Origin of the sequence: Pantoea sp. Sc1, assembly GCF_000255315.1 — a bacterium.
GTDB classification, from domain to species: Bacteria; Pseudomonadota; Gammaproteobacteria; order Enterobacterales; family Enterobacteriaceae; genus Pantoea; species Pantoea anthophila.
In genome coordinates this window covers 59,431-85,877 of record NZ_AJFP01000003.1, presented here as the reverse complement: position 1 = coordinate 85,877, position 26,447 = coordinate 59,431, and the positions used below count along the sequence as shown (strand labels likewise).

The window sequence follows — 26,447 nt, the reverse complement described above, 5'->3', positions numbered from 1 at the left end:
ACGTGATGATAACCGGAAAAATAACGCTTCACATGGTCTGTTTGTCGCTGGGTTTCAGTGCCGCCGCCGCGATGGCCGAAGAGAGTCCCACGCCGCCACCCAGCATGACGCTGGGCATTGCGGGCATTAACGCACCGCGCTACAGCGGCGCAAAGAGGAATCACTGGCAGGTGATGCCGGTGATTCAGGCGCGCGACGGAGCGTTTTTTCTCGATTCGCAAAAAGGTATCGGCTATGACCTGCAGGCGGATAACGGACTTTACCTTGAGCATACGCTGGGCTACGGGCTGGGCCGCTCAGACCGGAACTCCTCCTGGCGTGACGGGGATGACCGGCTGCGGGGAATGGGAAATATCGACGCGACGGTCAATACCGCGCTGGCGCTGGGCTGGTCTGTAACGCCGTGGCTGGTGCTGGAGGGGAAAGCGACGCTGCCATTGAGTGACAGTCAGGGCGTGCAGTACCGGACGTCCGTCACCCTGATCCCCTGGCAGACCGCGGACGATACCGTGGCGCTGCAGGTGGCCGGTCTGTTCGGTGATGGACGCTACATGAACACCTGGTACGGCGTGAACAGCCAGCAGAGTGCGCGCAGCGGGTTTGCACGGTATAACGCTTCAGGGGGATTTTATGGAACGGACGCCAGCCTGACCTGGAGTCATCAGCTGACCCCTGCCTGGGCAGCCAGCGTCACGGGTGACTTCAGCTGGCTCGATAAATCTGCCTCCGATAGCCCCATTGTCGCACGGCACGACGGTGCCGGGGTCACGCTGGCCCTCAGCTACACCTTCTGAGCCACATGGGAATAAGCGGGATGCGCAGTCACCGTGCTCTGCTTGTCGCGCTCATCCTGTTATATCTGCTGGTCTTTACCCTGACCGGTGCTGCACTGAGCCTGTTTGATGCGCCGGAGCCGGGCCGGCGCGACAGGGAGGCGACAGAGAGGGTTGGGCGTCTCCCTTATCCTGACGCTGTCTGTGACCGGTCAGCTAATTTTTCTGTGGCTGGCGCTGGAGGAAATTCCATGTTGCACCCAGCATGCCGGAGTCGTTGCCGTAGGTGGCCGCATCAATGCGAATATCAATCTGATACTTTTCCAGCTGCTCAGCGAGTTCTTCAAGGAAAGGTTCCCGCGCCGTAATGCCGCCGCCGATAAATATCATCTGCGGATCAAAGACGCTGAAGAGGTTGTATAAACAGGCCGCGAGATCCTGGTAGAATTTTTCCACCACCTGCTGCGCCATTTTTTCCTGGCGGTCGCAGGCGTCAAACACATCTTTGCCACTGACGTCGTCGACAGGCCGATCGGTGAGCTGACTGTAATTCTCCCGCAGCGCGGTCATGGTACAGCTCTGGCTCATGGTGTGCCGTTCAATGTCGCTGCTGGTGGGGCGTGAGGTCAGCAGACAGCCAAATTCACCGGCCCGGTTCCGGCCACCGCGAATCAGCGCACCGTTGCAGAAAGCGGCTCCGCCCAGCCCGGTTCCGATGGTCAGCATCAGGAAGTCGTTCAGTTTTTTCGCTTTGCCCAGCCAGTATTCCGCCAGCAGGGCACAGTGCGCGTCGTTTTCCACCGTGGCAGGCAGGGCGGTTTTCTCTGTCAGCCACTGGCTCAGATGAAACCCGTCAAAGTCACGGATGGTGCCGCCCATCTCAATAAAGCCTTTATCGGGGTCGATATAGCCGGGCGTACTCACGGCGATACCTTCACAGCCGGGATTCTTCTCCAGCCAGCCCACTATTTCTTCCAGAATTTTGTCCCGCGCGTTGTGGGAAATGTCGGCGCTCTCCTGCGTCAGAATGTTTCCCCGATCGTCCACCACGCCCATTTTTAAAGAGGTACCGCCAATATCAAAAGCTGCAATATTCATCAACGTTCTCTGAAATGATGTTGGTGCGATTAATTGTAGTGTCGAAATAAAACCGCAGGCGGCCGGGCAGCCCTAATTTTGTCAGGAAAGGTACAGATTTATAAAGCTGGCGGAACAGGGCGCCATGAGCGAAGCGTTAATAACGGGAAGTGCTGCTATTAAGTAAGCGGTGCGGAGAATAGTGAACATTCCGGCGGCGATGTTTCTGTTAAGCGGATGTTTTCGGTATTAATTTACCGGATTAACCCTGCCTGGTGCTTCTTCAATCCAGCTGAATTATACTGTCGGCAATGAGCGCAAATTCAGTGATTTCTTAATGATTTACATTATCGATGATCAGATTACGTATAATTCAGATGACTGTACGCTGAGCCATATACCTACTCAGGAGTCGCTGAGCCTGAGTATTTCTTCCGGCCGGTTGTTTGAGCAGCTGCTGAATTCTGGCGGAGAAATCCTGTCGCGTGACACCTTACTGACAGAGGTGTGGGACCGGTATGGCCTGCGCGGCTCTAACAGTAATCTGAATCAGTATCTGAGTATTCTGCGCAGGGCGCTTGCGGCCTATGGTTGCCAGAATCTGATAATGACCCTGCCGAAGATTGGCATCCGACTGAATCCGGAGATCAGGATTGTGCGGGAAACGGCTCAGCCGGTGGCGGTGTCTGACATCGCGCCGGAGCCGGTGGCGGGCACAGACACCGAGGTGCCGCCGGATAACGTCACCGCGCCGGAACCCTCTCTGGCCCCGGTGGCAAAGCCGATGCGCAGGACCCGACAACTGAGTGTGGCCCTGATTCTTCTGGCGATATTCATCGTTGCCTTCAGCTTTTACATCTTCATCCATCCTGCGCAGAAGAATAGCGGGCTGACCACTGTGTCACTGGCGGGCGGCTGTGAAGCGGTACTGCTGAAAGGCCTGGATGTGGTAGAGCGCGAGTCTATTGATCAACAGATACTGCAGATGCTCCGGGAGAATAATCAATCCTGCAGCGCCGGGCGACGGATCTATTTCGATAAAAACACGGCGTTCACCACCACGAACTACGGCAGAACGATGCTGTCAGCCTGTAATCTTGATGAGCGTGGGCACATCATTTCCTGTGACAACGTTTATTATCTCGACTGGAGAATGAATTGAAACGCAGCGCCACTCTTACGCTGACGGCAGCGCTGGCCATATTGCTGCTGGTTACCTTTGCAGCCATCAATTTTTATCGTCATCAGGAAACTGATTTGCCGTTCCGATGCTCGGCCTTCAGCCGCTACGATCTCAGTCGTCAGGAAGGAAAGAAAGTCGAGTTTGCGGTGTCGCAGGATTTGCGTTTTATTGATGCGCACTCGGGTTATCTGTTACTCAACGGGCAGGTCACGCTGGGAGATAAGGTCACCACGCTCAATCGCCGTATTGCACTGAGCGAGGGGGGAAAAATAGAGAGCGATACTTATCGCTATAAAATTAAATCGATTATCACCTCGACCAACGATACCACCCCGGATGCGGTATTCAATCTGCTGCTGGCGGAGATCACGCTGGATCCAACCTACCTGCAGCTGGATGTGCGCCAGGTGGATCAGCAGGCCTACCTGATTAGCGGGCCGCTCTCCTATCTGTTTACCTGCAAGCGTTACTGAATGACGGCAGGCCTCTGCAGGGGCCTGTTAAGCGTTGAAACCGGACGTTAGGCTTTGAGTGTATCCGCTCTTCCCTGCATCGGACTAAGAGGTTGTTAACCTGATATCGAATTGCAGATATAGGTCGGGATAAAATTGACCATAAAAAGAAAGTTTTTGTTCTTCTGCCTGATGATTCGCATATAAACTTCCTTCTCAGAGGCGATGAAAAACCGCGAGAGATACTGGCTGATCTCGTCATCACTGAGATTGTCATCCGGTAGCCTGATGTTTTTTTCAGCGGACATATAATAGATATCGCCATTGCGCTGCAGGCTGAAGGAGACTTTACGATTAAACACCTTTCCAGGATTCATTTCTGAATAGCCGGTGATATGGGCTAACGCAAAGTTATCGCGAATCATATAGTTGAGTGACAGATGATAAATGTCGTCACTGTAATGTTCTACTAAGTTTGCAACACAGTTAAAACTTTCTGTGGGACGGCGCTGAAGATAGGGGTAGGCCAGAAAAGACGCCTCCATTAAAATTACGATACCCGTTAGTACGATAAGCGTTTTTTTAATCACCCGGATTCAATCCTCTGAAATGATATTCTGAAATGCACTGATTTTTCTGGCTCATCGGTTTATTGCAGCGAATGACTGAGGTTCTGGGCAGGAGCGCATAATGCGTCACATAGACCCAGGGATAATGGCTGCAGCTGCTTTTCAATTTTTCAACCAGAGAAAGCGTTTTCTTTTTCTCCTCTGAACGGGCATCTTTGTCGGCAATATAAACCCGGCATCCATTGATATCTGCCAGAAAAGGGTACTCATCAAAATGGACGCGGGGCGCATCTGATACGCTGTTAGTTTTCAGAATTACCATCAGCAAAATCAGTGCGACCAGGCTCATGGTCCAGAGTAAAACCGCTGGCAGGAAAGATTTCAGCGGTGCTCCCGATTCCTGCCGGGCAGCGTGCGCCACCAGCGGCTCGCTCGGTTCAGTATCCGCTGAGGGTGGCAGGCTCATCTCATCATAAAGTTCTTCCGCAAAAGTATCTTCATCTCTGGAGTGCGTGTTTTCCTGACTGCCATCAATGTGCGTTTCACTACTGCGTTTCTTTATATCTGTTCCACTGGCCAGTGTCAGACCGACGCGTGGGATTGTTACGACAGGATCTTCCGCTAGCCCGACCTTTTTTAAACCCTTCCGCAGAATAGAAATATTCTGATAAAAGGTATTGGGAGAAACCAGCATCCCATTTTTCTCCCAGACAATCTCCATAAACTCCTGCTGCGTAATGATCGTGTCATTTCGTGTGATTAATAATAAGAGGCAGCGACCTGCCGGAGAATTGAGGACTACACATTTTTCTGGATCGTTCAGATTACGCAATGTACTGGCCGCAGGATGAAACTCAATAAATCCATTAATGATGTAGTGATTATGCATCAGGCTAAACTCAGCAGAAAAATCTGAGTCTAGCTTTTTTACCCCCTTATTGTTACCTCCAATCTGTGCGACATTTTAAGATTCCATTTTCATTTGGGAATTTTTATAGGGTCAGCGTCACAACGCAGCCCGCTTTTACCGGACATAAAAAAAGGTGCAGAATGTTCTGCACCTTGTCAACGCCAGTCATATAAGCATCAGATCAAGCGGCTTGCCGCATTATCCTGGAAGGTGCCGTTGAAAGCGTTAGTGATAAACTGATTGACCAGTGCATATACTGACTCTGAATCATTCCAGCCCATAATTGCACCGGCGACAGCACCCGCCGCGGCACCGATCATGCCTGCACCCAACATACCCACCAGCTGGCCAATGGCACCAATGCCGAGGATACCGCCACCGTCGCCACCGTGCATGCCGCCGATGGTGGCACCCGCAGCGTAGCCTGCCGCTGCCAGCAGAACGCTGCTGGTGAGTGATTCCCATAACCCCGCACCCGATACGGCATCAATTTCCATCATGCTTAAATCGCGCATTATTATTTCCTCAGATTAATTTTAAAGTTAAGCCATGTCTTATCTTCTCATTTGAGAAATTAAAATATGACTTTTCATAGGCTGTTTCAAAATGACGGCAGTGACATGCTGTCTTGTTTCAAAACAGGTAAAGCAGGCATTTTTATTACAGCATGCCTTTCTGAATTATTATCCTGTGCTACATGGATAACCTATCAGGATTACACGTTCAATATTCTGACGATAAAGTGAATGGCTTGGCGCTTCTCTTTTTATCTCTTATCCGATTAATTTTGCTGCGGCGTTATGCCGTTATGCTTCAGTCAGGAAATGAGCTGGCACGGGTTCGTCAGCGACTTTACGCCCGTTGAGTGATTCCCGATGATGACGACGACCGCAGCATCCCTTGCAGATATCAGCAGAACGCGGTTGAAGCATCCCTCCTGAATATTCAGCGGTGCAAACGTCAGCTTCCGTGATACTGAAATCTCGCACGGCCACTTCCTGACCCTGTCACTGATGGCAGGTGGTGTTATTAATGTTAATTTTCGGCGTTAATTATGCATTTAACCTGAAGCCTCTTAAATAGAATTACTTCTATTTTTAATTTCTTTCAGCTTTTGTGTTTGTATCTGGTAGGGCCATTTTAAGATCCGTGTTAATACCTCAGGTGTTGTTAAGCGCAAATGACTTTACGCAATGTGCCAGCCTGTGCATCTCGTTCTTCATGGATACTTCATCAGGGTAAATTGACGTGAAGTTGATCGTAACATTATCAGCCAGCAGACAGGCATAGGTTACCTGCCAGACTCGCTGACCGCCGCCCTGGCCGGTTATAAAGCTGTAAATCACCTGGAAAGTTTTCCTAAATGCATGGCCATCGTTAACCTCTTCCATTTTTAACAGGTTGAACTGATTAAATATTTTTTCGGCATTACTGATCTGTAAGGCAATATTCTCGCCAAGGGTTTGTCCTTCAGCAAGCCGGTCGCGGTTGATGGTGATCTGCTGGCCGGTTCTGAATGCCACAACATTAATTGTCTGAGTTCTGACTTCTTCGTCAAATTTAAGCGTGCCTTCCAGGCAGATTAGACTGTTTTTCATATTCACTCCTTGGTTTCAGGGCTGGGCAGCACTTAACAGTGCCCTCTGTTAATTTATTTCCAGCGTCACCTGTGAGGCGTTCACTAAAGCTGCAAACTCTGCTTTGGTGATTTCGGTCACGCCATGGCGGTTGATTTGGATAATGCGGTCTGCGCTCATGATCGTTTCCGGCCGGTGTGCGATGATGACGCGGGTGATGCTCATGTGCTTTATCGCATCATTGATGGCACTCTCTCTGGCCACATCCAGATGACTGGTGGCCTCATCAAGGATAAGCAGGCGCGGCTGGCGGTAAAGCGCGCGGGCGAGGATGACGCGCTGCACCTGCCCTCCGGAGAGAGACGAACCCATATCGCCTACCATGCTGTTGTAGCCCATAGGCATTGCCATAATGTCGCCATGTATCTGGGCGATACGCGCTGCCCACTCGACCCTGGCTTTATCCAGGCTGGCATCAAAGAAACTGATGTTGTCCATGATGGAGCCGGCAAACATCATATCGTTTTGCATCACGCTTCCGATTAGATCGCGGTAATGCGTCATTCCCAGTTTTGTATGGTCGATACCGTTAATGCTGATCATTCCGGCGTTCGGTTTGAGCAGTCCGAGCAGCAATTTTGCCAGCGTCGTTTTGCCCTGGCCGGAGGGGCCGATGATGGCGACGGATTCACCGGCCGCAATGCTCAGGCTGAAGTCAGAGAAGATCTCTTCGTCAGTGGCTGAATAACGGAAGGTCATGTCGCTGATATCCAGACGCACCGGCCCTGTTTCTTCCGCCAGCGCGATGTGGCTTTCCATATTCTGCTCTTTCTCCGTCAGGACAATATCGGAGAGACGTTCACCGTGTAAGCGGAGCATTTTGAATTCGATCAGCGCGTTGATCAGGCCCGCAGAGCGAGAGATAAACTGATCGGAGAACGAGATGAACGCCACCAGCATCCCGCTGGTAAAGTTACCGTCCAGCACCTGCGCCGCAGCCAGCCAGATCAGAACAATTTTGCCAACGCCGGAAATTGTCCCCTGCAGCGTGTTGAATCCAATCGAGAGTTTCTGCGTCGTAATCCCCTTGTTTGTCGACTCCACGGTTTCATTGGTATAAGTCGAAACGCGCAGATCCTGCTTATTGTTGAGCTTGATCGCCTGCACGCCACGGATCGATTCAAGCAGCTGTGACTGCACTACGGCGGAGGCCATCAGCTGATTCTCATTCGCCTGGCGAAAGGGCTCGAATGAGATCCAGCGAATCAGTGCATAAAGCAGGAACAGGCCAACGACCACACAGGTCAGGGTGGCGTTATAGGTGAAAATTACGCCGAGGGTGACCAGCGCCATTACCCCGTCGAAAACAGACGAGATAAAGCGGCCGGTTAGCGTGCTCTGAATATTGCCGATGGACCCGAAGCGCGAAAGAATGTCGCCAACATGACGTTCTTCAAAGTAACTGAGCGGTAATCCCAGCAGATGGGCGCACAGATTAGATGACCACTGTACGCTCAGCATGCTGGAGAACCAGGTCGTAACCCAGCTTCGCAGTGCTGAAATCAGGTTCTGAAACAGGGTGATGCAGATAAAGGCGACACCGAGCAGCGTCAGCAAATCACGGTCCGCAGAGACCAGCACCTGATCCATCACCCACTGCATGTAAAATGGCGTGATGATGCCAAAAAATTCCAGTGCCAGTGACAGTAAGGCCACCTGCACGAACGCAGAGCCAATTCCGGACACGTTACGGATCAGGCTCAGCATGGAAATCGATTTTTTCTCGTTTTTCTTCTCAAACGTGGCGCCGGGATAAAGCTCCAGCGCGACGCCAGTGAATGAGGCGGAGACTTCATCCATCGGCACTTTGCGTATGCCACGCGCCGGGTCATGAATAATGAGCCTGTTTTTAGCGATGCCTTTCAGCACGACAAAGTGGTTCATCTCCCAGTGCAGAACGCAGGGCAGATTCAGTTTGTCCAGTTCATCCAGTTCGAGGCGAACCGCACGACAGCCCATGCCCATGCTCTGTGCGAATGACATCACATTCGCCAGCGTGCTGCCTTTAAGGGAGGTCGGGAAGCGCTGGCGCAGCGAGACCATATCGGTGTGATGACCATAGTAGCCGGCAATCATGCCGATACAGGTCAGGCCACATTCAGCCGCCTGGGTCTGACGTAAAACGGGCAGTTTCTGGCGAAATGACAAATTCAGTTTGTGAAATAAATCCATAGGTAACCTGATAAGATAATGAAATTATAAGGACGTCATTTTGCCCAATGCGTTTAATGGCTCCAGAACCCACTCGTAGAGGCGTCGTTTATCGACGATAAAGTCTGCCTCCAGCGCACTGCCCGCGTGCAGGCTGCTCTGCCTGCCGTAGGCCTGCACCGTCTGCTTATCCAGCGCCACTTTCACCTGATACATCGACTCTTTCACCTGACCATCGCCGGTCAGGCTGGCGACTTCCTGCGGTGACAGGGCCGACTTTGAAATTTCCAGCACGGTGCCGTATTGCTGGCCGAACTTCTGCCATGGGAAAGGTTGATAGCGCAGCACGACACGCTGGCCTGGCCGGATAAAGCCGATGGCGCGGCTGCTGAGCATAATCCTTGCCTGCAAACGCGCGTTATCCGGCAGCATCATCGCCACGGTCTGACCCGACGTGACGATCTGTCCCTGTTTGACCAGCACGGCACTGACGGTGCCGTTTTCCGGCGCATGCAGCTCAATCGAACGACGGGATTCGTTTTCCATGATCGACTGCGTGATCCCGGAAAGCTTTTGCTGTAACTCGTTTTTCTGCTGGTTATAAGAGAGGGGTTGCTCACGCAGCTGCTGCCGCGCCTGAGCCAGTTGCTGGCGGATATCAATACGCTGACGTGCGACATCCTGTAAACGCACGCTGGCATCAAGCAACTCATTCTGCTGCTGTTCTACCTGCGTATTGGAGGCGTAGCCCTCTTTGCGCATGGCGCTCATTTTATTGAGTTGTGTTCTGGACAGCTGAATCTGCTGGGTGCGCTGGCGAAAAATGGTCTCCAGTTCAGCCGATTGCTGGCCGAGTAAACTGACCTTTTCCTCAAGAGATTTCAGCGTTTCGGTGTGCAGTTGCTCAAGATTGGTCAGCTGATTTTTCAGCCCTGCTTGCTGGAACTCCAGCTGGGCCGCAATCGCCTCCCGTGTCTGGCCATAGCGTGTTGAAATTTCCGATGAGACGGTGGCGATCAGGCTGCCCTTTTGCAGGCTCTCACCTTCACGGGCGGGCAGAGCAATAACCGTGCCGGTGCTCATCGCTGTAATCGTCATCATGCCGTTTTCCGGTACCAGTACACCCTGCGCACTTTCACGTTTGGTGTAAGTGCCAAAGATGCAAAAGGCGATCATGACGGCAACCAGCAGTCCGATCAGCGTGATGACAACCCAGCGGAAAGGGGGGCAATACAACGCAACAGAGCCCAGGACTTTAGTTTTCTTAGCATCCAGCGCTTCCTGGCGAAATAAGTCGTTATTCATCTATTCGATTCCCGTTATGCCGCGCCACAGCTGAAACTTTTCATCGCGGCGTAGTCGAGCGAGCCAGTGGCCGCTTTTAATTTGACGATTGACTGGATGAGCGCGTTCTGCGCCTGTGCCAAATCCTGCACGGCCTGGAAATAATCCTTTTCTGCATTGAATTCATCGATCAGGGTGCGCTGACCGATTTCGCGGCCATAACGGGTGGCACTCAGGCGTTTGTCTGCTGAGGCGATTGCGCGTTGACAGGCTTTAATCCGGGACTGGCTGTTATGCACACCGGACGCCGCCTGAATGGCCTGCTGTTCCGCTTTGCGTCTGGCATCGGTGATTAGCTCTTTGCTCTGTTCGAAACGGTGCGCCGCTTCCAGACTTTGTGAGACAGGGCCACCCCCGCCAAACAGGGGGATCGAAACATTAACGCTAATCTGGGTGTTATCAGTTTTAGAGGTGGTGCCAAAAAGCGTGTCAAGATAGTTGCCGTTTTCTGCCCGACTCCAGTTCTTGCCGTACCCAGCCTGCAGGGTGACGACCGGCATATGACTGGAGGTGGCGGACAGAATGTCTGTCTCACTGGCTTTGTGCGTCTGAATAGCGGCAAGTACGTCGAGGTTGTTAGCAGCGGCATCGCGTTTCAGTTGTTCAGGAACGAGCCTGTCGGGAAAGCGCACACAGCGCATGCTGCTGTCTGGGATGCTCCGGGGATCCCTGCCAGTAAGCTGACGGAAAGCAAGACTGGCATCGTTCAGATCGTTTTCTGCCACCAGTTCGTCTGCCACGGCTTTATCATAGTTGGCCTGTGCTTCAGCTAAATCGAGCCGGGTGCCGTCGCCTATTTCCAGCGCTTTTTGTGTCTGTTTAAGCCGTGCACTGAAGGCAGCAAGAATGCGATGACTGGTTTCCAGCACGCTGCGTTGATAAAGCACGTCGTAATAAGCCGTGGTGACACTGGCGATCATTTTCTGCTGTGCAATAAGCAGATTGACATCGGCCAGATTACTAATCACCACGCTTCTGCGCCAGGTGGCATACTTTGCCATATCAAAAACGGGCTGTGTCAGATTGACGCTATAATTGTGGCGGGTGACACCGGCAGAATAGGCCGCATCCGGCTGATCCGTTTTAACCCAGGCACCGTCAATGGAGATTGCCGGCAGTAATCCCGCAAAGCCCTGATATTTTTTCTGCCCGTCGGCATCATGTTCACTGCGGGCAGCGTTCATTTCTGCATTATAACTGTTTGCAGCCATCAGCGACTCCTGAAGTGACAGCGCACCGGCCTGACCGGACAGCAATAATCCTCCCGCCAGCGGGAATAAAAATTTTTTCAGCATGAGATTCCGAAATTAATACGAATTAAAAAAATGCGTTCTGGTGCAGAAAGCGCAATAGCTCTGTTTCATTTCTCAGATGTAACTTATTCATGGCGTTTCTTTTTTGTGTTGAAATAGTACTCATTGCGCGACATTTTTTAGACGCTATTTCTGACAGCGAATAACCCTCCTGAATCAGATTGATGACCTCCCACTCCTTGGGTGTTAAATCTGTGCACTCCTCCTGAAAATGTTCATGCACAGAGCGGGAAATATAGGTTTCTGCTGACGATGCAGGCATGATGCTTCTGAGTGCGTTGACCAGCTCCTGCGGGGTATCCTGCAGACTGAGCATGATGTTTACACCCGCATCAAGCATCTTTTTCAGCAGCACAGACCGCATGTTCTGAGTAAAACAAACAGTAATGATGTTTTCATTGCCACACAGTACGCTGAGCACCTTTTTGATTTCTGTCTCCCGGAACGATCCATCAAACAGACAGGCGGAATTGATAATAATCACGTCGATGCGATTTTCTTCTGCGGCCTTCAGTAAACTTTTTACATCAGGAAAATGGTGCAGATCAAATTGCGTGTTATTCATTTCCTGCCGGAGGAACGAGGTAATTAAATCGTATGACATATGATACTTATGAAAATAGGTCATATTTATTGTTTTGTGTGTAGTGTCTTTCACTGGCTGCTCAACTCTCTTTTATAAGGTATATGCTTGCCGTAATCATCGATTACTGTCCAGTTCAGGGTGTGATCGGCACTTATCTCTTTTACCGCAAGGGTGAGAGACGAAAAGGGTGCAATCATCTCTGCTTTCAGCGGTGTTCTTCCGAGCGTGATACTCCCTAATGTCATGTAATAGGGTGTTGGATTGTTCACGGTCAGTTGTGCATGTTTAGTTTGTGTCTGGCCGAGGATAAACCGTAATTTTTCACCGACATCTTCTTCCGGCTCCTTTAAACCGGTCGGGCGGATAAATACTTTTAAACGGATGCGCAGCGGCAAAATTACTTTCTTCTCCAGCGCCGACTTCTGGGCAGTATTTGGTGGAATCTGATAAATGTTCAGCCAGTACAGACGCTCGCGGTCTGCAGGCATCCCTTTGCGGGAAATGAGCATGACACGCAGGTTGCGCGATTCACCGGGGGCCAGTTTAAATAGTGGCGGCACGACGACAAGGGGTGTACTGATGCGATCGGGCGGACTGAGAGGATCGTCATCATCGCTCCAGACCTGTACCAGTGCCGGGGATCTGACAGAATTCACCACGGTAAGTGACTCCGCCACGCTCTTTTCATTGAACACCAGCCGGCTCTGGGTGCTGTTAACTACCGCGCTGGCCGGGCCAGCACTAAGAGTCAGCGCGCTGGCTAATAGCAGGCTACTGCAGACTGACAAGAATCTGTGCCTGCGCATTGACCGATCCTCCCTGTGCGGTTTGTCCCGGAAGTTGCTCAAGGGACGCCGTAAAAACACCGGCATAGGATTTATCGCCTTTAAGCGATAACCCGGTTTTACTCAGCAGTTCCGTAAATCCGTACCAGCCCGCTTCTGAACCTGTGCCCGTTATTGCATTACTGGACAACAGGTTTAACGCCCTGCTTCCAGCATAGATGCGGATGCCAACACCCTCTGCAACGCCTTGTGTGCCGTAGTTATTGTCGAGTAAATGGCTGATGCCCCCGGCACTCGTTTTCAGCCCGAGGGCATCAGCCTGAGCCAGTGCCGTCGGTTGTGTCACCAGAAAACCCATCGCGACTGGCGGTTTTGAATCGCTGGATTCAGTACCTGAAACGGCCCCTTTTTCGCAATTAATCTCCACGCTGAAGGTATTGCTACTGGTCATGCCATTACTCAAGTCATTGGCGCTGATGGTCGGCAGGGTTACAACCTGGTCAAAATCCCCAACGAGACAATTCTTTCCCTGTATGACAGTGGTGTTACCGCCGCGCATACTCCAGACTGCTGAGGCATACCCAGAGCTGGGTGGATAGGCAACTTCACCTGTTTTATTGATATTGTTTATAAAGGGTGTTCTGATCGCTATATATCCCTGCGGAACGGTTATTTGCCCGAAAGCATTTCGCGTAGGGAGGCCGAAATCGTCGTCACTTTTGATCAGTTCGAAAGTCGCGCTACTGAACGATGATGCCGGGATATAAATATGTGAACCTACAGTAATGTAATCATCAGCGGTCAGTTTTCGCTCCTGCCATTCACTCTTGTAATAGAGTCCGGTTTTCAGGTTAGTTATGCGATAGGCGATATGCTGTGCCGGTGTCCGGTATCCCCCCTCAACATCACTCACGGCTTTACCACCATACTCTGCACCATATGAGGCAGCCAGGGCATAAATTTCATACAAGCTGTCCGCGTCGGACAGTGCACATTTATAGACAATCTGATTGGCTTGATAGGCGACATTCAATCCTTTCGTCAGAAATGGCATGTCAGCAGAGGCCAGCACGGTTCCGGCTGGCGCAAGTGAATCCGCGCCAGTTCCGATACTGATTGCCCCAAAGTCAAGCTTCGCACTTATGGCATCCCCTGTGCCCGTACCCCATGACTTTGCAATATAGCCCCGATTCACCACTTCCTGCGGCAGTTCGTTAAACCGATCACCCGCCTTAGTTATCTTGTGACAAATCGCCTGTGCCGCGGGCGTACACACTATGAAAGCGGATGCGAGCAGCCAGATTTTGAGGCGGCTATGTGCTGTTTTCATCTTCTTCCTCACTGAATACAGGTGCCGTTTAAATGAACAAAGCTGGCATCCTCAATTTTTTTAGAGGGCAGCTGATAGTTGATCCGGCAGGTGTTACTGCTCCCCCAACTGACAAACAACGTGCCAGAGGCGTTGGGAAGACGGGCGTAAATCTGCCCGTTCTGGCCTGCCATCCCAAGGCTGTTGCCCTGGCTGTCTTTAACTTCTGCACCCATCGGAACAGGTGTGCCGTCGGCCTGCGAGGCGAGAATCAGTGCCGGCGTACCCGTCAGGGTCTTAAAGGCTATTTTGGGTACGCCACCATGCACCGGCACCACGCGCACGTTACCGCCTTCGAGTTCAACATCCTGAGAGATTGAGCTGCCGTCGAGGCTGATGGTGTTATAACGGTAGGGAGCCAGCGATGGCATGATGGCGTAGCCAAAGGTATCGATCCTGGCACCCTGACCGTTGTTGATGCGCGCGCCGCTGGCACCTTTGGCTTCAATCAGTGCAAAGGTGTCGCTGGCGTAAGGACCATAGGTGATACCGCCCCCGTGGATGGCCAGCGTGCCCGATGTGCCCAGTCCAAGCTGGTGATAATCATCACTGCGGGCATAAGAGGCGCGAACGGCACCCAGGCGCGTCCGTTCCTGTACGTTCGTTCCCCAGCGCATCGCATGGCTTTTTCCCTGAGATACATCACGGTATTTGTCGTAACTGGAATAGAGGGCGTAAGTGAAATCGCTCTCCTGGCCCGCGGAACCTGACAGAGTGGTCATTGCCGATGAAGTCGTTTTATCTCTGGTCATATCAAGAGAGACGGTGGAACGGCTATCACGCCAGTCCAGCGGAAGGGAAAAACCCAATGAGATGACGTTTTCTGTGTATTTCTGATAGCGGTTAGCATCGTAATCGCTGTCGTAAACGCTATAGACGTCTTTACTGTTCCAGCTGGAGCGTTGCCGGCTGAGGTTAAGGTTGTAGCTTACTTTCTTCCACATATTGTTGTAAGAAAGCTGCATCTCTGAGATACGTGAGCGATTATGATAGTAGTCAGTGCTGCTGCCGCTCAAAGACAGGGTACCGTAGTCACCCATGTACTGACTTACCGTCGCAGAGAAGCGATTTCGCTGTCTGAGCGTATCGGAGTAGTAGTCCGCCCCACCATTCTGCTGACGACGAACGCCCAGTACATCTTCCAGATCGCGATAACCGGAAGTCGAGTAACGATAGGCTGCCAGCACCAGGTTCGTTCTGGTGGGGAAACTCTTGCTGTACGATGCCTCTGCACGCCAGCCGCTTCTGGTGATGTCGTTTTCTACCCTCGCATGTGACCAGGTGGTGTTGAGTGACAGCGCGCCAACTGGAGAGGCGTAGACGCCACCGGCCAGTAAAGCCTGATATCCATTTGCGAAGCGCGCCCCGGTATTGGTGGTAAGACTGTTACTGAGACCATACTGTAAAACGGCCTCAGTAAAGGTGTTCTGGACGGAGTAAAAGTTCCTCACCTTCCCGGCGGCAAACTGATAACTCATATTACCCGGCCGCATTGAGCTCGGCACTGCGGCATAAGGCACAGTGAAAAAGGATGATTTGCCGTCAGCCTCGACGATTTGTACTTTCAGGTCGCCCTGACTCTTGGTGTTATATAAGTCGTCAATAATAAATGGGCCTGGCGGGACCTGAGTTTCATAGATTACGTTACCGGCCTGGCTTATCAGCACACGGGCGTTGCTGGTAGCGACGCCCCGGACTTCCGGCGCATATCCGCGACGTGCCTGAGGCCACATACGCTGGTCGGTCGCGATCTTCACGCCGTTGAAGGACATTGAACCAAACATCGTGCTGTCAGTGTAGGCATCACCGACCACCAGTTCGCTGGAAAGAGAGGGCAGGGGACGCTGTACCCAGGTGCGTACAGCATTCCATTTGTACTGATCGGTGCTGACGCTGCTGTTCATATAGCGGAGGTTGGCCTGATGACGTAAATGCCACATGCCCAGGTTACCCCCTGCGTTGATCATGCTCCAGAGATAGCTGGAGTGCGTGTCGCGCAAAATATTGCGGGTAAAGCTGGAGCTATGACGCAAAAAAAGCAATGGAGCTCCCGCATTCCATTCAGAGGTCGGGATGTAATCGCGTGGCTGGCGGTTCAGCAGAATCTGCGGGATCAGAAAATCAAGTGTCAGCGTGGACTGGCGGATATTCCAGTTACCCTGACTGCTGATCTCTGACAGAAACAGACACTGCGATTCAGCCGCTTCTTTCAGGCCGGTCTTCAGCTGCAACAGTTTGACCATGTCGGCATCAATACAGGGTTGCGCACTTTTATCGGCGACATCCTTCCTGCGAAAATTCACCGCCACCTGACTTTTTATTATTATGCCATTCAGGCTGATATCCAGAAGCTGTTGACCTTCAGGAATAGTGATCTGTTTTTCGTTAAATTGCTTAAGGTCTACGCCTTCCTCAAAACCGGATCCTGCCAGCAAACGACTATCAAAATGGTATTCTTCGGCATGAGCAGTCTGTGTCAATAAAGCCGCTTTTACAACGCAACTGAGTATAGCCAGACGAGGATCTGTTTTTTTATTTTTGAATTGGAAACTCATATGTCACCGTTGCCCCATAATCATTCACTAAGCCTATTTCTATTCCCTGGGCGCTTTTTGTTAATTTCTGTTCTGTTAATGGCACATCAACAGATGAAAACGGCGCGATCATCGGTGCAGTCTCTTTTGCGACTCTGTTTCTGACAACGACTTTGGTTAGTGAAACATAATAGGGTGAACTATTGGTGATGCGTACGCTGGGCGACGATACGTTACTGAATGTTAAATATTCAGAAATGTGATGGGTGCTGATTTTAAGGCCTTTTGGGCGGTAAAACAGTTTCAGCCTGTTCTTTAATAACAACATCATCTGATTGCCTTTGTCACCAGAAACATTGCCTGGTGGGACCTGAAGAAAATTAAAATAAAAAACGGATTCACGATCCTGGGGTAATGAATTTGCACCCGTGAAGAAAATGCGCAAAACCTGACCATCTTTAGCGGCAATTCTGAATGTCGGTGGGGTGACGATGAACGGCGCTTTGCCGGTGGCTGGCGTAGATTCTTCGTCACCATTGTCCAACCATGCCTGGATTACGTACGGGAAAGCATCATTATTTTTCAGTTTTACATCGACCGATTTTTCGTCAGAGGGATAAATAATGCGAGATCCCGTCATAACAACGCTGGCGAATGCTGGCGGGTAAATAACAAGAGACAGAAGGAGTAATAGAATGGTACGCAATGATGAGTGAGAGATAAGCAATCGAGGCATAATAACCATCCGTTGAAATTTTACTACCAGACCCTGGATAAAGTAAGTCAGGCCATCCATGGCCTGATTGAATCCACTTACTGATTAAAAATATTTCGCATCCATGCTGATTTTTTTATTGGTAGATGATGGCATATTGCATTGTGGCTTCCACCGCACCGGCAACTGCGTCCTTTTCAACGGCGACATATTGCGCAGTATAGGTTGCAGAGGCATTTTTCGCTTTGGCATCAAGAGTCAGATGACCCTGGCCGATATAAGAAGTACCTTCACCGAAAGTAATAACTTTATCGTCATTATTACTCACAATCTGAATTTCTACGTTTTCCGCAGCACCTTCGGTTGCCAGGTTACCCAGATTACCCGCCTTAGTGACATTATTACCGGTAAGCTTGGTAGAGATTGTTGTGGCATTAGTATCACTTCCTGTACAGCCAGTAACCCCAATATCAAAAGTTGTCTTACCCGCGACATTACCATTTGATAACGCAGAGGTGCTGATAGTTGGCAGGAGCACCAGAGGTTTAGCGGTGTTACCATTGACTGTCACGGTACAGGTTTCTCCTGTGACCAATCCCTGGAACGTAATAGTATTGTTGGAGACCGCAAATGCCTGAGAAGCTAACAGTGCAGATACTACAGATGCGGTTAAAAAGGCGATTTTTTTCATGTTCAAATTCCCTATTGAAAGTTGGACTGCGTTGACGTGCTACAGACAGGACAAATAATCTTGTCCGACCACTTAAAGGTTAAGCCCGGAGGCAATCTGTTGCTTCTGAAGTAATCTTAATAAAGCTTAATTTAACTTCAGCGTGGCTGTATCATTCCCAAATGAGAAGGGTGCTGACATTCAGGGTTAATATTTTTGCCTTTTGTTAATAGGTGAAGATAATGTTAATTTGTATACATTTATACAGAGACGGCCTATTAAGCCATGTTTTCTGTGACCAGGGTGCGATAAAAACCTTCTGTAACAACATTTACCCTCTCAGGTACGTTAGCGCATCGGGACTTTCAACCCGATGGGGTGCTTTAACGCCTTTCCACACTATTTTTTAATCTGTCACGCTGTAGGTTTTATTTTTTACAGAGTTAACTATCAGTCACCTTCTCGGTCCTTCTGAATTCGTTGCAGAGGCCAGTTAATGGATAATCTTCATTATTCGGCAGCACATTGCGTACTGCATGCTGAATCAATCTGCTCATCGCCTTTTCGTACAATAAAGCGGTGGAATCAGATGTGAAGTGAGAAAATTAAGGCGAGTAATGTTAAATGTCATCTCATAAGAGCACTGCTCAGAACTCACAAGAGATTAACTTTTAACGCGAAACAGTGATGCCGATAGGCAGTCTATTGTGTCAGGGATTCACTTTCTCTCCCTGTAGGGACGCCTGTTTATATCCCGTTCAGGGCAATGAGACTAGCGGCGCCAGCTCTGCTTTAAAGGTGCTGGCTTCTGAGATCGCTGCTGGAATGAGGCTACTGGAATCAGCCATAACATTATCATTTGTGCTCAGAAGTGAAACGCACCGAAAAGAGGTTCTGAGTGCATTGGATTTTAAAACTGAAAATCAAATACAAATCAGAACATAAATCTAAATGCATGGCGTTTTTTAATTTAAATCTCCTAATTGACATCGTTATGGTTTAATCATTTCCAGGGAGTGATGTTGAGTATTTTTAATTTTCCAGGAGAATTAACAATGATGCCAATGTGATTCTGACCTTTTCATTTATCGGCTTTCTTTATTGAAGTGCATACATTCATGTTAATACTGTATCTGTTTCATAACATGAAACTTCAAATGAATATGTTGGGTTCTCTTTTATAGAAAAAAGTTATAACAGTTTCAGTAAGTCACGGCATGATGGGTTAATATGCTAATTGAGTGACTTTAAAGCGGTGTAATGTATGGTTGCTGCGCCACTGTTTGGCGATGTACTCTCCCTTTTCGCATGTTTATGGTGTTGAGTTTCACAGTTCCTGTTTTACTATAGTCAAGCCAATTACGTATTTTATCCGATATCAGAAGTGTGAACTGGAAGATTGTCGTACACCAGGCGAAAAAGAAGATTATAAAAACCAGCTTTACTAATTTTGCTACTAATCACTAACCTGTGTTAGTTAGATTGAGTTGATTATTATGTATAGAGTGACTGAAAATCATGAACGAATCATTGATGCACTAGCAGGATATACGCAGGTGGCTAATCCGGATGAGATCTCGCGCGGAAAACGCCGTTACCACCTGACGAAAGATAATGTGCGTCGGGTTATGTTTATTCTTGATGGCGATTTTTTGCTCAAGCTCAAAAGTGAAAATAAAGTGCTTAACATTGTCTCTGCTCCTTTTGTTGTTGGTGTCACACCGGCACTGGATGAGCCACCGGTTTATCTGGAGAGAATAGATTACGGCAAAGTCAGTTTCATTGATTATGATGTGTTCTGGCGGCTGATTTTTGAGAAAGATCTTTTCAACGATGCCATGTCCGTTCTTTCAGGACAGTATTCAGATCTGATGGACTACATCCAGCTGCCTAAGAGCAACTCTTACGATGAGGTTATTTCTTTAATCGGACGCTGGGAAAAACTACCGGCTCATCTGAAGAAACGTTTCTCTGCCCTGTATCTGATTGAAAATAGTTCGCACCTTTCCAAAAGTTCAATTTGCAGAGTACTTAAAGAGCTTAAAGAGAAAGGCGAGCTTGTGCTGGTTAACGGGAAGTTTACCTGAATTTATGGAGGTTTTTGAGATGCCTGAGGAGAAAAATGGATCTTAAAGTCATTTGTACAGAAGAGAATTATTTCTTCAGGATAGGCATCTCAAAAGTGATTGAGGGCGCATTGTTAACTGAAGCTAATGTGGAGTTTTTGTCGGGTTTTGACAGCCACAATCTCAGGCAGGCTGATTTTATCCTGATCAATGTTTCGCAATGGCGTTTATATATGTGTCAACCTGCGTACCGGGATCGGAAGCCCGGTAGCATTATCATGGTTTTTGTTAATCAGACTGACGATATTATGACAGAGCAGCTTCCGGTCTGTTATCGCTCTCTGATTGTTATTTCACGACTTGATTCTGTTCGTACGATATCTCAGAAAGTCATCTGTTCCTGGCTGGCCTTTCAGGACAGGATGCACGCTTTTTTGCCAGCGGATTGTCTGCATTGTGAGTTCGCTCGCATAACAGTGGTACAGTTACAGGTGCTCAGTCTTTTAAAAAAAGGTTACAGCGTCAGACAGACGGCGAAACGTCTGGATCTGTCAGAAAAAACCATCTATGCGCACAAATATAATGTGATGCGAAAATTCGCCTTGCGGGGTGATATGGAGTTTAACGCGTTTATTAACGATCTCTCTCTACTGGAGCTTTACAGAGGAGTCATAAACTCTGTTGAGGTTTAATTGTTCCGGATCGTTTGACGGGTAGCAGGGCAGACGATTCTCTGCTGCCGCAGGGTCACAGTAAATGACTGACGACAGGGCAGCTGTCAATCAGAGTGCCACCCTTTCATTCTCTATTTTGAATACGTTATTCCCGAGGCTTTCATTATGCGTATAAAACAGATGTCCGGCATTTCAGTGATGCTGCTGGCTTTGCAACTTACAGCCTGTGCTCCACACGCTCAGCAACCGCAGCGTATGACAATGCGTAATCCTGCCAGCGTCTGGTGCCTTCAGCGTGGCGGCCAGGAAGTAAAGGGAATATCTCCGGCAGACAGTACCCTTTACTGTCTGCTGCCGTCTGGCGAGCGTATTGAGCAATGGGCACTGTATCACCGCGACCACCCGCAGTAATTTCAGACCTCGCCTGAATAGAGTTATCTTTTCGATTCAGGCGAAGGCTTCCCGAGCTAATATTTTATGTTTACCCCCACTGTCACGAAAGGATTTTTCTTTTCACCTTACATAAAACAGGTCTGTCTTCAGACAGCATCTGGTTTTTTTCTTATCCATATGTGTCTGTTTGCTTTTATTTTTAGTCAGCTATTCAATCTAAAGCCTTTCAGGTCTATGTTGATTTAATATTAAATTAATAACCATTCCATTCTGGTATTTATTTTATTGTCATTCTGTTCAATAGCTTATCGATGTCCTGCTGGTGTATGGCCTGTTTTTTTTGATGCTGGTCAATATCAGTACCTGTTGTGGATTCAGGGAAGGATTTGCCAGGTGATACTATTTGTTAGATTAAAACCTTCTCGCAAATAATAATGGCCGCATGAGGATATTCTATTGATATATTTCGGGCGCGCGGCGCTATGCTGCACCTTTTTTAACTGCACTGCTTCGTATGCTGGTATTATGCTTAATGATATCGACGTGCAGACCTATCGGGACTTTGCCGAAAACCTGGGTAACTATAATGCCGGTGCAATGAATGTTCCGGTTTATAAAAAAGAGGGATCACTTTCTGACTATCTTCGTTTTCCTGTTCCCGATTTTGGCGGAGTCTCTTCGTCAGGTTATGCGACGCTCGTCTCGCCTTCCTATGTGCTGAGTGTTAAGCACAATACCGGTTATAAAACGGTGGAGTTTGGCAACGGGGCCGGATACGCCACCGCTTACCGTCTTATCAATCGCAATGATCTCAGCACGCAGGATTTCCATGCGCCACGCCTTGATAAGGTCGTCACTGAAGCCGCCCCCTATTCTTATGTCTCCAAAGCGGACTTTCTGTCCGACTATAAATCACGTTATGCCTGGTATACGCGGGCAGGAACAGGAACACAGGAGCAAATTAATGATGAGCAGACGAAGCGGGTACGCCTGACGGGTGCTTACAACTGGAAATCGGGTGGCACTATCAGTGCGGCGAATGTGCGCGACATTTCCAATAATAGCTATCTGCGCTACTACAACCTTGGGCCTGACGATGCAGATACCACACCCCTGTCAATCGGAGCTAATGCCGGAGACAGCGGCAGTCCGGTTTTTGCCTGGGACGACATCGGGCAGCAATGGAAACTGGTTGCGGTGCACGTCGGCTATGACGCTGACAGCGGTCTCTACCGCAAGCGCGCCGTCGCAGGTTACATCCCCGGTGATTTTGTCGCTTCAGTACAGGCAGCCAATACCTCGCCGGACGTTGTTGATCGCGCCGGAAATGGCACGGTTTTATGGAACGACGATGCAATAAAACAGGGTGGCGTTTCATGGTCCTGGTCGGGGCTGACCTCAGCCTATGCGTCCGTCGCCCCTGCTAAAGCCTCCACATCTGAACTGGATGCCACGAAAGATCTTCGTTTTAACGGAGATGGTGGGCTGATCACATTAAGCACACCGATCAACATGGGCGCGGGAAAACTCCAGTTTTCCAGTGATTACACCCTGACTTCAGCCAGCGGCGTGAACGCAACCTGGGCAGGGGGCGGGGTTGAGATAGACGCCGGCAAAAAAGTTGTCTGGCAGGTTAACGGGTTAGCCAGCGATGCGCTGCATAAAATTGGCGCGGGCACGCTCCACGTGAAGGCTGAAGGCGTGAATGCGGGCTCACTGAATGTGGGCGACGGCAGCGTTATATTGGATCAGCAGGCTGATACTTCAGGTAACAAACAGGCCTTTTCCGCCGTGACGTTAGTCAGTGGCCGGCCAACTGTCGTGTTAAACGATGAGCATCAGGTCGCGACTGACCAGATTTTCTTTGGCTATCGCGGTGGTCGTTTAGATTTAAATGGCAATGCGTTGACCTTCAAAAAAATTAATCATACGGATGGTGGGGCTAAACTGGTCAACCACAGTGATACCACGGCGACGCTCAACATTACGGGCAGTACCGCCGCCGACGTCCCTTTCTACACCTTCAGCAGCAGAACTCCTGAAGGAACGCCAGGTAACATTTATGTTTATAACAATCCCTATACGAAGGAGACCGAATATTTTCAGTTAAATACTGCCTCATACTGGTACTTCCCTACCGATAAATCGTCGACGAAAACCTGGACTTATCTTGGTACCGACGCAAATGAAGCTATCAATCACCGTCTGACGCAACTTAACGTTCAGGCTTTTCGCGGTTTTCTTGGTGAGACACGGAAAAATATCCTGAATGGCGCGATGAACGTTAACATCCAGCCGCGCAACGCGACAGCCATTACTGCCCTGACCGGTGGAATGAATCTGAATGGCGATCTGAATGTGGATAATGGCACGCTGATTCTGTCGGGACAGCCCGTGGCGCATGCAGGAGGAGTGGTGATTGATGACGACTGGCGCACCTCACTTTTCAGCGCCAGGCAGATTAATGTGGGTGCCGGGGCTTTTTTCCAGGCGGGAGAGTACGCTGGCGTCAAAGCGAATTTTGTTGCTGCTGAGTCAGCCACGCTCTCATTTGGCTACAATGACAGCCCGCTGACAGGGGAGAAGAGCTGGCGTTGTTATGCTCCCATTTACGCCGATGAGACTCGCTGCAGTCAGCCTGTACGAAGCGCAGAGACGCTGGCGCGGCTGCCTGCCAGTGAGGTTGAAGGTGATGTCCGGCTGGCAGACCATGCGTCGCTCTATCTGGGTAAAGTAGATTATCAGGGTGCGGTGACATCATCCGGCAGCAGCCAGATGACCCTGGCGTCAGACGCAAACTGGAGTATGACCAGCCACAGTAACGTCACATCGCTCCGGGCACAGCGTGGCGCTTCGCTTTCGATGGTGCCAGCGGGTAGCTGGCTTCCCAAAACGCTAAGCGTTGATACCCTGGACGCAACCGGGCTGAAGCTGCTGCTGGGCGCTAAACCCTCAACAAGTGAAAACGATCGGCTGATGGTTAAAAACGCTGTCAGCGGAGGCGATAATCTGCTGGACGTGAGCCTGTTACTGGGCAACGAAGGGCAGGCCACCTTATCTCAGGATCTGGTGATGGTGGATGCCCCTGCAGGCACCTCACACAGCTACTTCTCCTTTGCTGACAGTTACAGCGGATTCAGTGTTTACACGCCGAATTATGAGGTGAAAGACAATAACAATCGCGTGCTATGGGTGCTTGAAGGCCGTAAAACGGCAGAACCAGAACCAGAACCAGAACCCGATGCCACGCCGGAGCCGCCCCCTGTACCGGATATCGCGCCTGAGCCCGCGCCGGTGACAGATGTCACGCCGGCACCAGAGCCGATGCCTCTGCCGGATGTTACCCCGGTTCCGGAACCCGCACCTGTATCAGACGTCATCCCTGTTGCAGACGTAACGCCAGAGCCCACCCCGGTAACGGATGTGACCTCTGACCCCGAGGCTCCAGCAGAGCAGCCAGCCGCTGCTGAAAAAGAGAAAGCAAAGCCTGAAGCGCAAGCAGAGGCGCAGGCTACAGCAGAAGCCGAAAAGGACACCCAAAAAACCGAGTTCAATCCGGATGAGTGGTTCACGGTTTATGACAACCAGCCACTGGTTCAGCAAACCCGCGCTTTGATGGCCGCGCGGCAATATATTGTCAGTGAGGCTGTCAGCCAGCTGCACAGCCGGACAGAGAGTCTGCGCGCCTCTCCGGATCTCAGCGGAACCTGGGCCACTATTGAGCAATCACAAGGGCATTTCCTGGGCCTGAAGAGTCATCAGCAGACGCTGAATGTCGGCTGGGACAGGCGCGGCGGTGCGCACACGGCAGGCGTCAGTGCCAGCTACACCCTGGGTGAGGTGAAAGGAGGGGGACAGGAGAAACACCGTCTGGCCACCGTGGGGGTCTATCATTCATGGCACTCTGATAGCGGGTGGTTTACGGATGCCGCCAGCCGCTATATGTTTCTGACTCAGGAAATAAGCCTCGATCCTGCATTACGCATCCCGGGGGTGAAAAAGGAGAGTCACATAGTGGCGGGGAGTCTGCGCACCGGCTATCAGTTTCGTCTGGCCGACGACACGATCTCTGTTGCGCCTTTTGTCGGCGTCAGCGCCGGTATCCTGTCCGGCTATAGCCTTAAGGGGGAAGATGCGACAGTCTCATTAAGTTCAGCCACGCCCTGCTTCACCACCAGTGGGGTGATGGTGCAGAAACGCGGCCTGGGGACTTTACTGCCAAAGGTTAATCTTAATGCCAGCCTCTCTTATCACACTTCACCGGGCAGGAGAGGATCCACGACCACGCTCTCCGATCGCCAGTCTGACCGGCGCTACAGCGCCTGGTCTGATAACCGTTACCGCAGCAGTATCGGGCTGGAGGGCGAAATTCTCCCTGACCTTTCTGTGAATGCAAAAGTCGATAGCAGTTTTGGGGGCGTCTTTAATACGGATTACAGCGGGCTGATCGGGTTGTCATACCATTTCTGATCGCGCACGGTTTCCTGCTCGCCGGGCATCACGTCATTACCGGATGACGTGATGCCCGGTCTGCAGATTATCTGACCGGATCAGCAGACCAGTCGCCAGACATCTGCAGGTACTTCAGTGAAGGTCTCATTCATTATCAGCTCGGCTTTGCGATGATCGTAGGCACCTTCAAAGGAAGAGAGATCGTCATAAGGCAGTTTTTTACGCATATAGCTTGTCACGATATCCAGGATATCCCTGGAGGGGCAGTTTCTTAACTTTTCCAGATAATAGACTTTATTCATAATGTGTTTGCAATTCTCTTCCATAATCCCATAGCAGATTGAACAGACAGGTATAAACCAGAAAGAACAGCACCAGACCGCATTCAAGCTTCAACGCTGAAAGCAGCGAGATATCCAGCCACCATGCGGCAAAGGGGATTAATACCACTAACAACCCCGCTTCAAATAACAGGGCGTGAAGGCATCTTATCCGCCAGCTTTTTTTCATGCCTTTTCGCAACAGGAACTGGTCAAACAACAGGTTAAACAGATAGTTCCATCCCATCGCCAGTGCTGATGAAGCTACCGTCAACAGTGCCGACTGCGCAGGCGCCGCGGAGGCGCAGATCATCAGAATGATGAACACCAGACAATTGGCGACCACCTCAAAGACGATGGCATGCAGCACCCTTTCTGTTGTCGTGCGCATCGGGGATAAAGCGTGTTCCAAACCAGATTCTCATAATGTCGTCAGTACGCAGATCTGCCCTGGCGTGCCGTAATATCCGTCGG

23 protein-coding genes are annotated in these 26,447 nt (G+C 50.3%); 7 read left to right on the top strand and 16 right to left on the bottom strand.

Annotation, left to right across the window (positions count from 1 at the left end):
• Positions 1–5 precede the first annotated feature (5 nt).
• Positions 6–794 carry a MipA/OmpV family protein gene (locus tag S7A_RS20065; protein WP_009093204.1) on the top strand — a complete coding sequence of 263 codons (789 nt, stop codon included), beginning with the start codon at positions 6–8 and terminating at the stop codon, positions 792–794.
• Positions 795–989: 195 nt separating this feature from the next.
• Here the strand turns inward: S7A_RS20065 and S7A_RS20060 are convergent, their stop codons facing one another.
• Positions 990–1,871 carry an ROK family protein gene (locus S7A_RS20060; protein WP_009093203.1) on the bottom strand — a complete coding sequence of 294 codons (882 nt, stop codon included), beginning with the start codon at positions 1,869–1,871 and terminating at the stop codon, positions 990–992.
• Positions 1,872–2,187: 316 nt separating this feature from the next.
• Here S7A_RS20060 and S7A_RS20055 point away from each other — a divergent pair, with 316 nt between their 5' ends.
• Positions 2,188–3,012 carry a winged helix-turn-helix domain-containing protein gene (locus S7A_RS20055; RefSeq protein ID WP_009093202.1) on the top strand — a complete coding sequence of 275 codons (825 nt, stop codon included), beginning with the start codon at positions 2,188–2,190 and terminating at the stop codon, positions 3,010–3,012.
• Positions 3,009–3,506, top strand: a complete 498-nt coding sequence (locus S7A_RS20050; RefSeq protein WP_009093200.1) for a FidL-like protein — start codon at positions 3,009–3,011, stop codon at positions 3,504–3,506. Before S7A_RS20055 ends, S7A_RS20050 begins: the two co-directional genes overlap by 4 nt.
• 95 nt (positions 3,507–3,601) lie before the next feature.
• Here S7A_RS20050 and S7A_RS20045 read toward each other — a convergent pair whose 3' ends face one another.
• From S7A_RS20045 to S7A_RS19985, 13 genes are all read right to left on the bottom strand, one after another.
• Positions 3,602–4,075: a hypothetical protein gene (locus tag S7A_RS20045; protein WP_009093199.1), complete on the bottom strand. Its 474-nt coding sequence runs from the start codon at positions 4,073–4,075 to the stop codon at positions 3,602–3,604.
• The gene (locus S7A_RS20040) at positions 4,068–4,943 is read right to left on the bottom strand and encodes a winged helix-turn-helix domain-containing protein (RefSeq protein WP_033736881.1); all 876 of its coding nucleotides are present in this window, start codon (positions 4,941–4,943) and stop codon (positions 4,068–4,070) included. Before S7A_RS20040 ends, S7A_RS20045 begins: the two co-directional genes overlap by 8 nt.
• A 197-nt stretch (positions 4,944–5,140) precedes the next feature.
• Positions 5,141–5,479 (bottom strand): hypothetical protein, encoded by a 339-nt coding sequence (locus tag S7A_RS20035; protein WP_009093197.1) that lies wholly within the window; start codon positions 5,477–5,479, stop codon positions 5,141–5,143.
• A 645-nt stretch (positions 5,480–6,124) separates the two neighbouring features.
• Positions 6,125–6,562 carry a DcrB-related protein gene (locus S7A_RS20030; protein WP_009093195.1) on the bottom strand — a complete coding sequence of 146 codons (438 nt, stop codon included), beginning with the start codon at positions 6,560–6,562 and terminating at the stop codon, positions 6,125–6,127.
• A gap of 48 nt (positions 6,563–6,610) precedes the next feature.
• Positions 6,611–8,773, bottom strand: a complete 2,163-nt coding sequence (locus tag S7A_RS20025) for a peptidase domain-containing ABC transporter (RefSeq protein ID WP_009093194.1) — start codon at positions 8,771–8,773, stop codon at positions 6,611–6,613.
• Positions 8,774–8,797: 24 nt separating this feature from the next.
• Complete coding sequence (locus S7A_RS20020) at positions 8,798–10,057, bottom strand: HlyD family secretion protein (protein WP_009093193.1); 1,260 nt, start codon at positions 10,055–10,057, stop codon at positions 8,798–8,800.
• Between the two features lie 14 nt (positions 10,058–10,071).
• Positions 10,072–11,391, bottom strand: a complete 1,320-nt coding sequence (locus S7A_RS20015; RefSeq protein WP_009093192.1) for a TolC family outer membrane protein — start codon at positions 11,389–11,391, stop codon at positions 10,072–10,074.
• 22 nt (positions 11,392–11,413) lie between these two features.
• Complete coding sequence (locus tag S7A_RS20595) at positions 11,414–11,974, bottom strand: LuxR C-terminal-related transcriptional regulator (RefSeq protein ID WP_050544673.1); 561 nt, start codon at positions 11,972–11,974, stop codon at positions 11,414–11,416.
• A gap of 89 nt (positions 11,975–12,063) precedes the next feature.
• Positions 12,064–12,801, bottom strand: a complete 738-nt coding sequence (locus S7A_RS20005) for a fimbria/pilus periplasmic chaperone (RefSeq protein WP_033736879.1) — start codon at positions 12,799–12,801, stop codon at positions 12,064–12,066.
• Positions 12,767–14,110: a fimbrial protein gene (locus tag S7A_RS20000; RefSeq protein ID WP_009093189.1), complete on the bottom strand. Its 1,344-nt coding sequence runs from the start codon at positions 14,108–14,110 to the stop codon at positions 12,767–12,769. The genes S7A_RS20005 and S7A_RS20000 overlap by 35 nt, the downstream gene beginning before the upstream one ends.
• A gap of 8 nt (positions 14,111–14,118) precedes the next feature.
• Positions 14,119–16,704: a fimbrial outer membrane usher protein gene (locus S7A_RS19995; protein WP_033736877.1), complete on the bottom strand. Its 2,586-nt coding sequence runs from the start codon at positions 16,702–16,704 to the stop codon at positions 14,119–14,121.
• Complete coding sequence (locus tag S7A_RS19990; protein ID WP_009093187.1) at positions 16,682–17,479, bottom strand: molecular chaperone; 798 nt, start codon at positions 17,477–17,479, stop codon at positions 16,682–16,684. Before S7A_RS19990 ends, S7A_RS19995 begins: the two co-directional genes overlap by 23 nt.
• Before the next feature lie 55 nt (positions 17,480–17,534).
• A complete protein-coding gene (locus S7A_RS19985) occupies positions 17,535–18,095 on the bottom strand; it encodes a fimbrial protein (RefSeq protein ID WP_237712332.1) in 561 nt (186 codons plus the stop codon).
• 1,469 nt (positions 18,096–19,564) lie between these two features.
• Here S7A_RS19985 and S7A_RS19980 point away from each other — a divergent pair.
• The 4 genes from S7A_RS19980 (at position 19,565) to S7A_RS19970 (ending at position 25,671) form a co-directional block, all read left to right on the top strand.
• Positions 19,565–20,155 (top strand): helix-turn-helix domain-containing protein, encoded by a 591-nt coding sequence (locus tag S7A_RS19980; protein WP_033736875.1) that lies wholly within the window; start codon positions 19,565–19,567, stop codon positions 20,153–20,155.
• Between the two features lie 35 nt (positions 20,156–20,190).
• Entirely contained in the window at positions 20,191–20,826 is a 636-nt protein-coding gene (locus tag S7A_RS19975) for a LuxR family transcriptional regulator (RefSeq protein WP_009093183.1), read from the top strand.
• Positions 20,827–20,973: 147 nt separating this feature from the next.
• Positions 20,974–21,219 (top strand): DUF333 domain-containing protein, encoded by a 246-nt coding sequence (locus tag S7A_RS21060; protein ID WP_071987834.1) that lies wholly within the window; start codon positions 20,974–20,976, stop codon positions 21,217–21,219.
• A gap of 525 nt (positions 21,220–21,744) precedes the next feature.
• Complete coding sequence (locus S7A_RS19970; protein ID WP_158000263.1) at positions 21,745–25,671, top strand: S6 family peptidase; 3,927 nt, start codon at positions 21,745–21,747, stop codon at positions 25,669–25,671.
• An 80-nt stretch (positions 25,672–25,751) separates the two neighbouring features.
• Here the strand turns inward: S7A_RS19970 and S7A_RS21745 are convergent, their stop codons facing one another.
• Together S7A_RS21745 and S7A_RS19960 are read right to left on the bottom strand one after the other, a co-directional pair.
• Positions 25,752–25,955, bottom strand: a complete 204-nt coding sequence (locus S7A_RS21745; protein ID WP_009093180.1) for an Hha/YmoA family nucleoid-associated regulatory protein — start codon at positions 25,953–25,955, stop codon at positions 25,752–25,754.
• Positions 25,948–26,385: a PACE efflux transporter gene (locus tag S7A_RS19960; RefSeq protein ID WP_050544672.1), complete on the bottom strand. Its 438-nt coding sequence runs from the start codon at positions 26,383–26,385 to the stop codon at positions 25,948–25,950. The genes S7A_RS21745 and S7A_RS19960 overlap by 8 nt, the downstream gene beginning before the upstream one ends.
• Positions 26,386–26,447 lie beyond the last annotated feature (62 nt).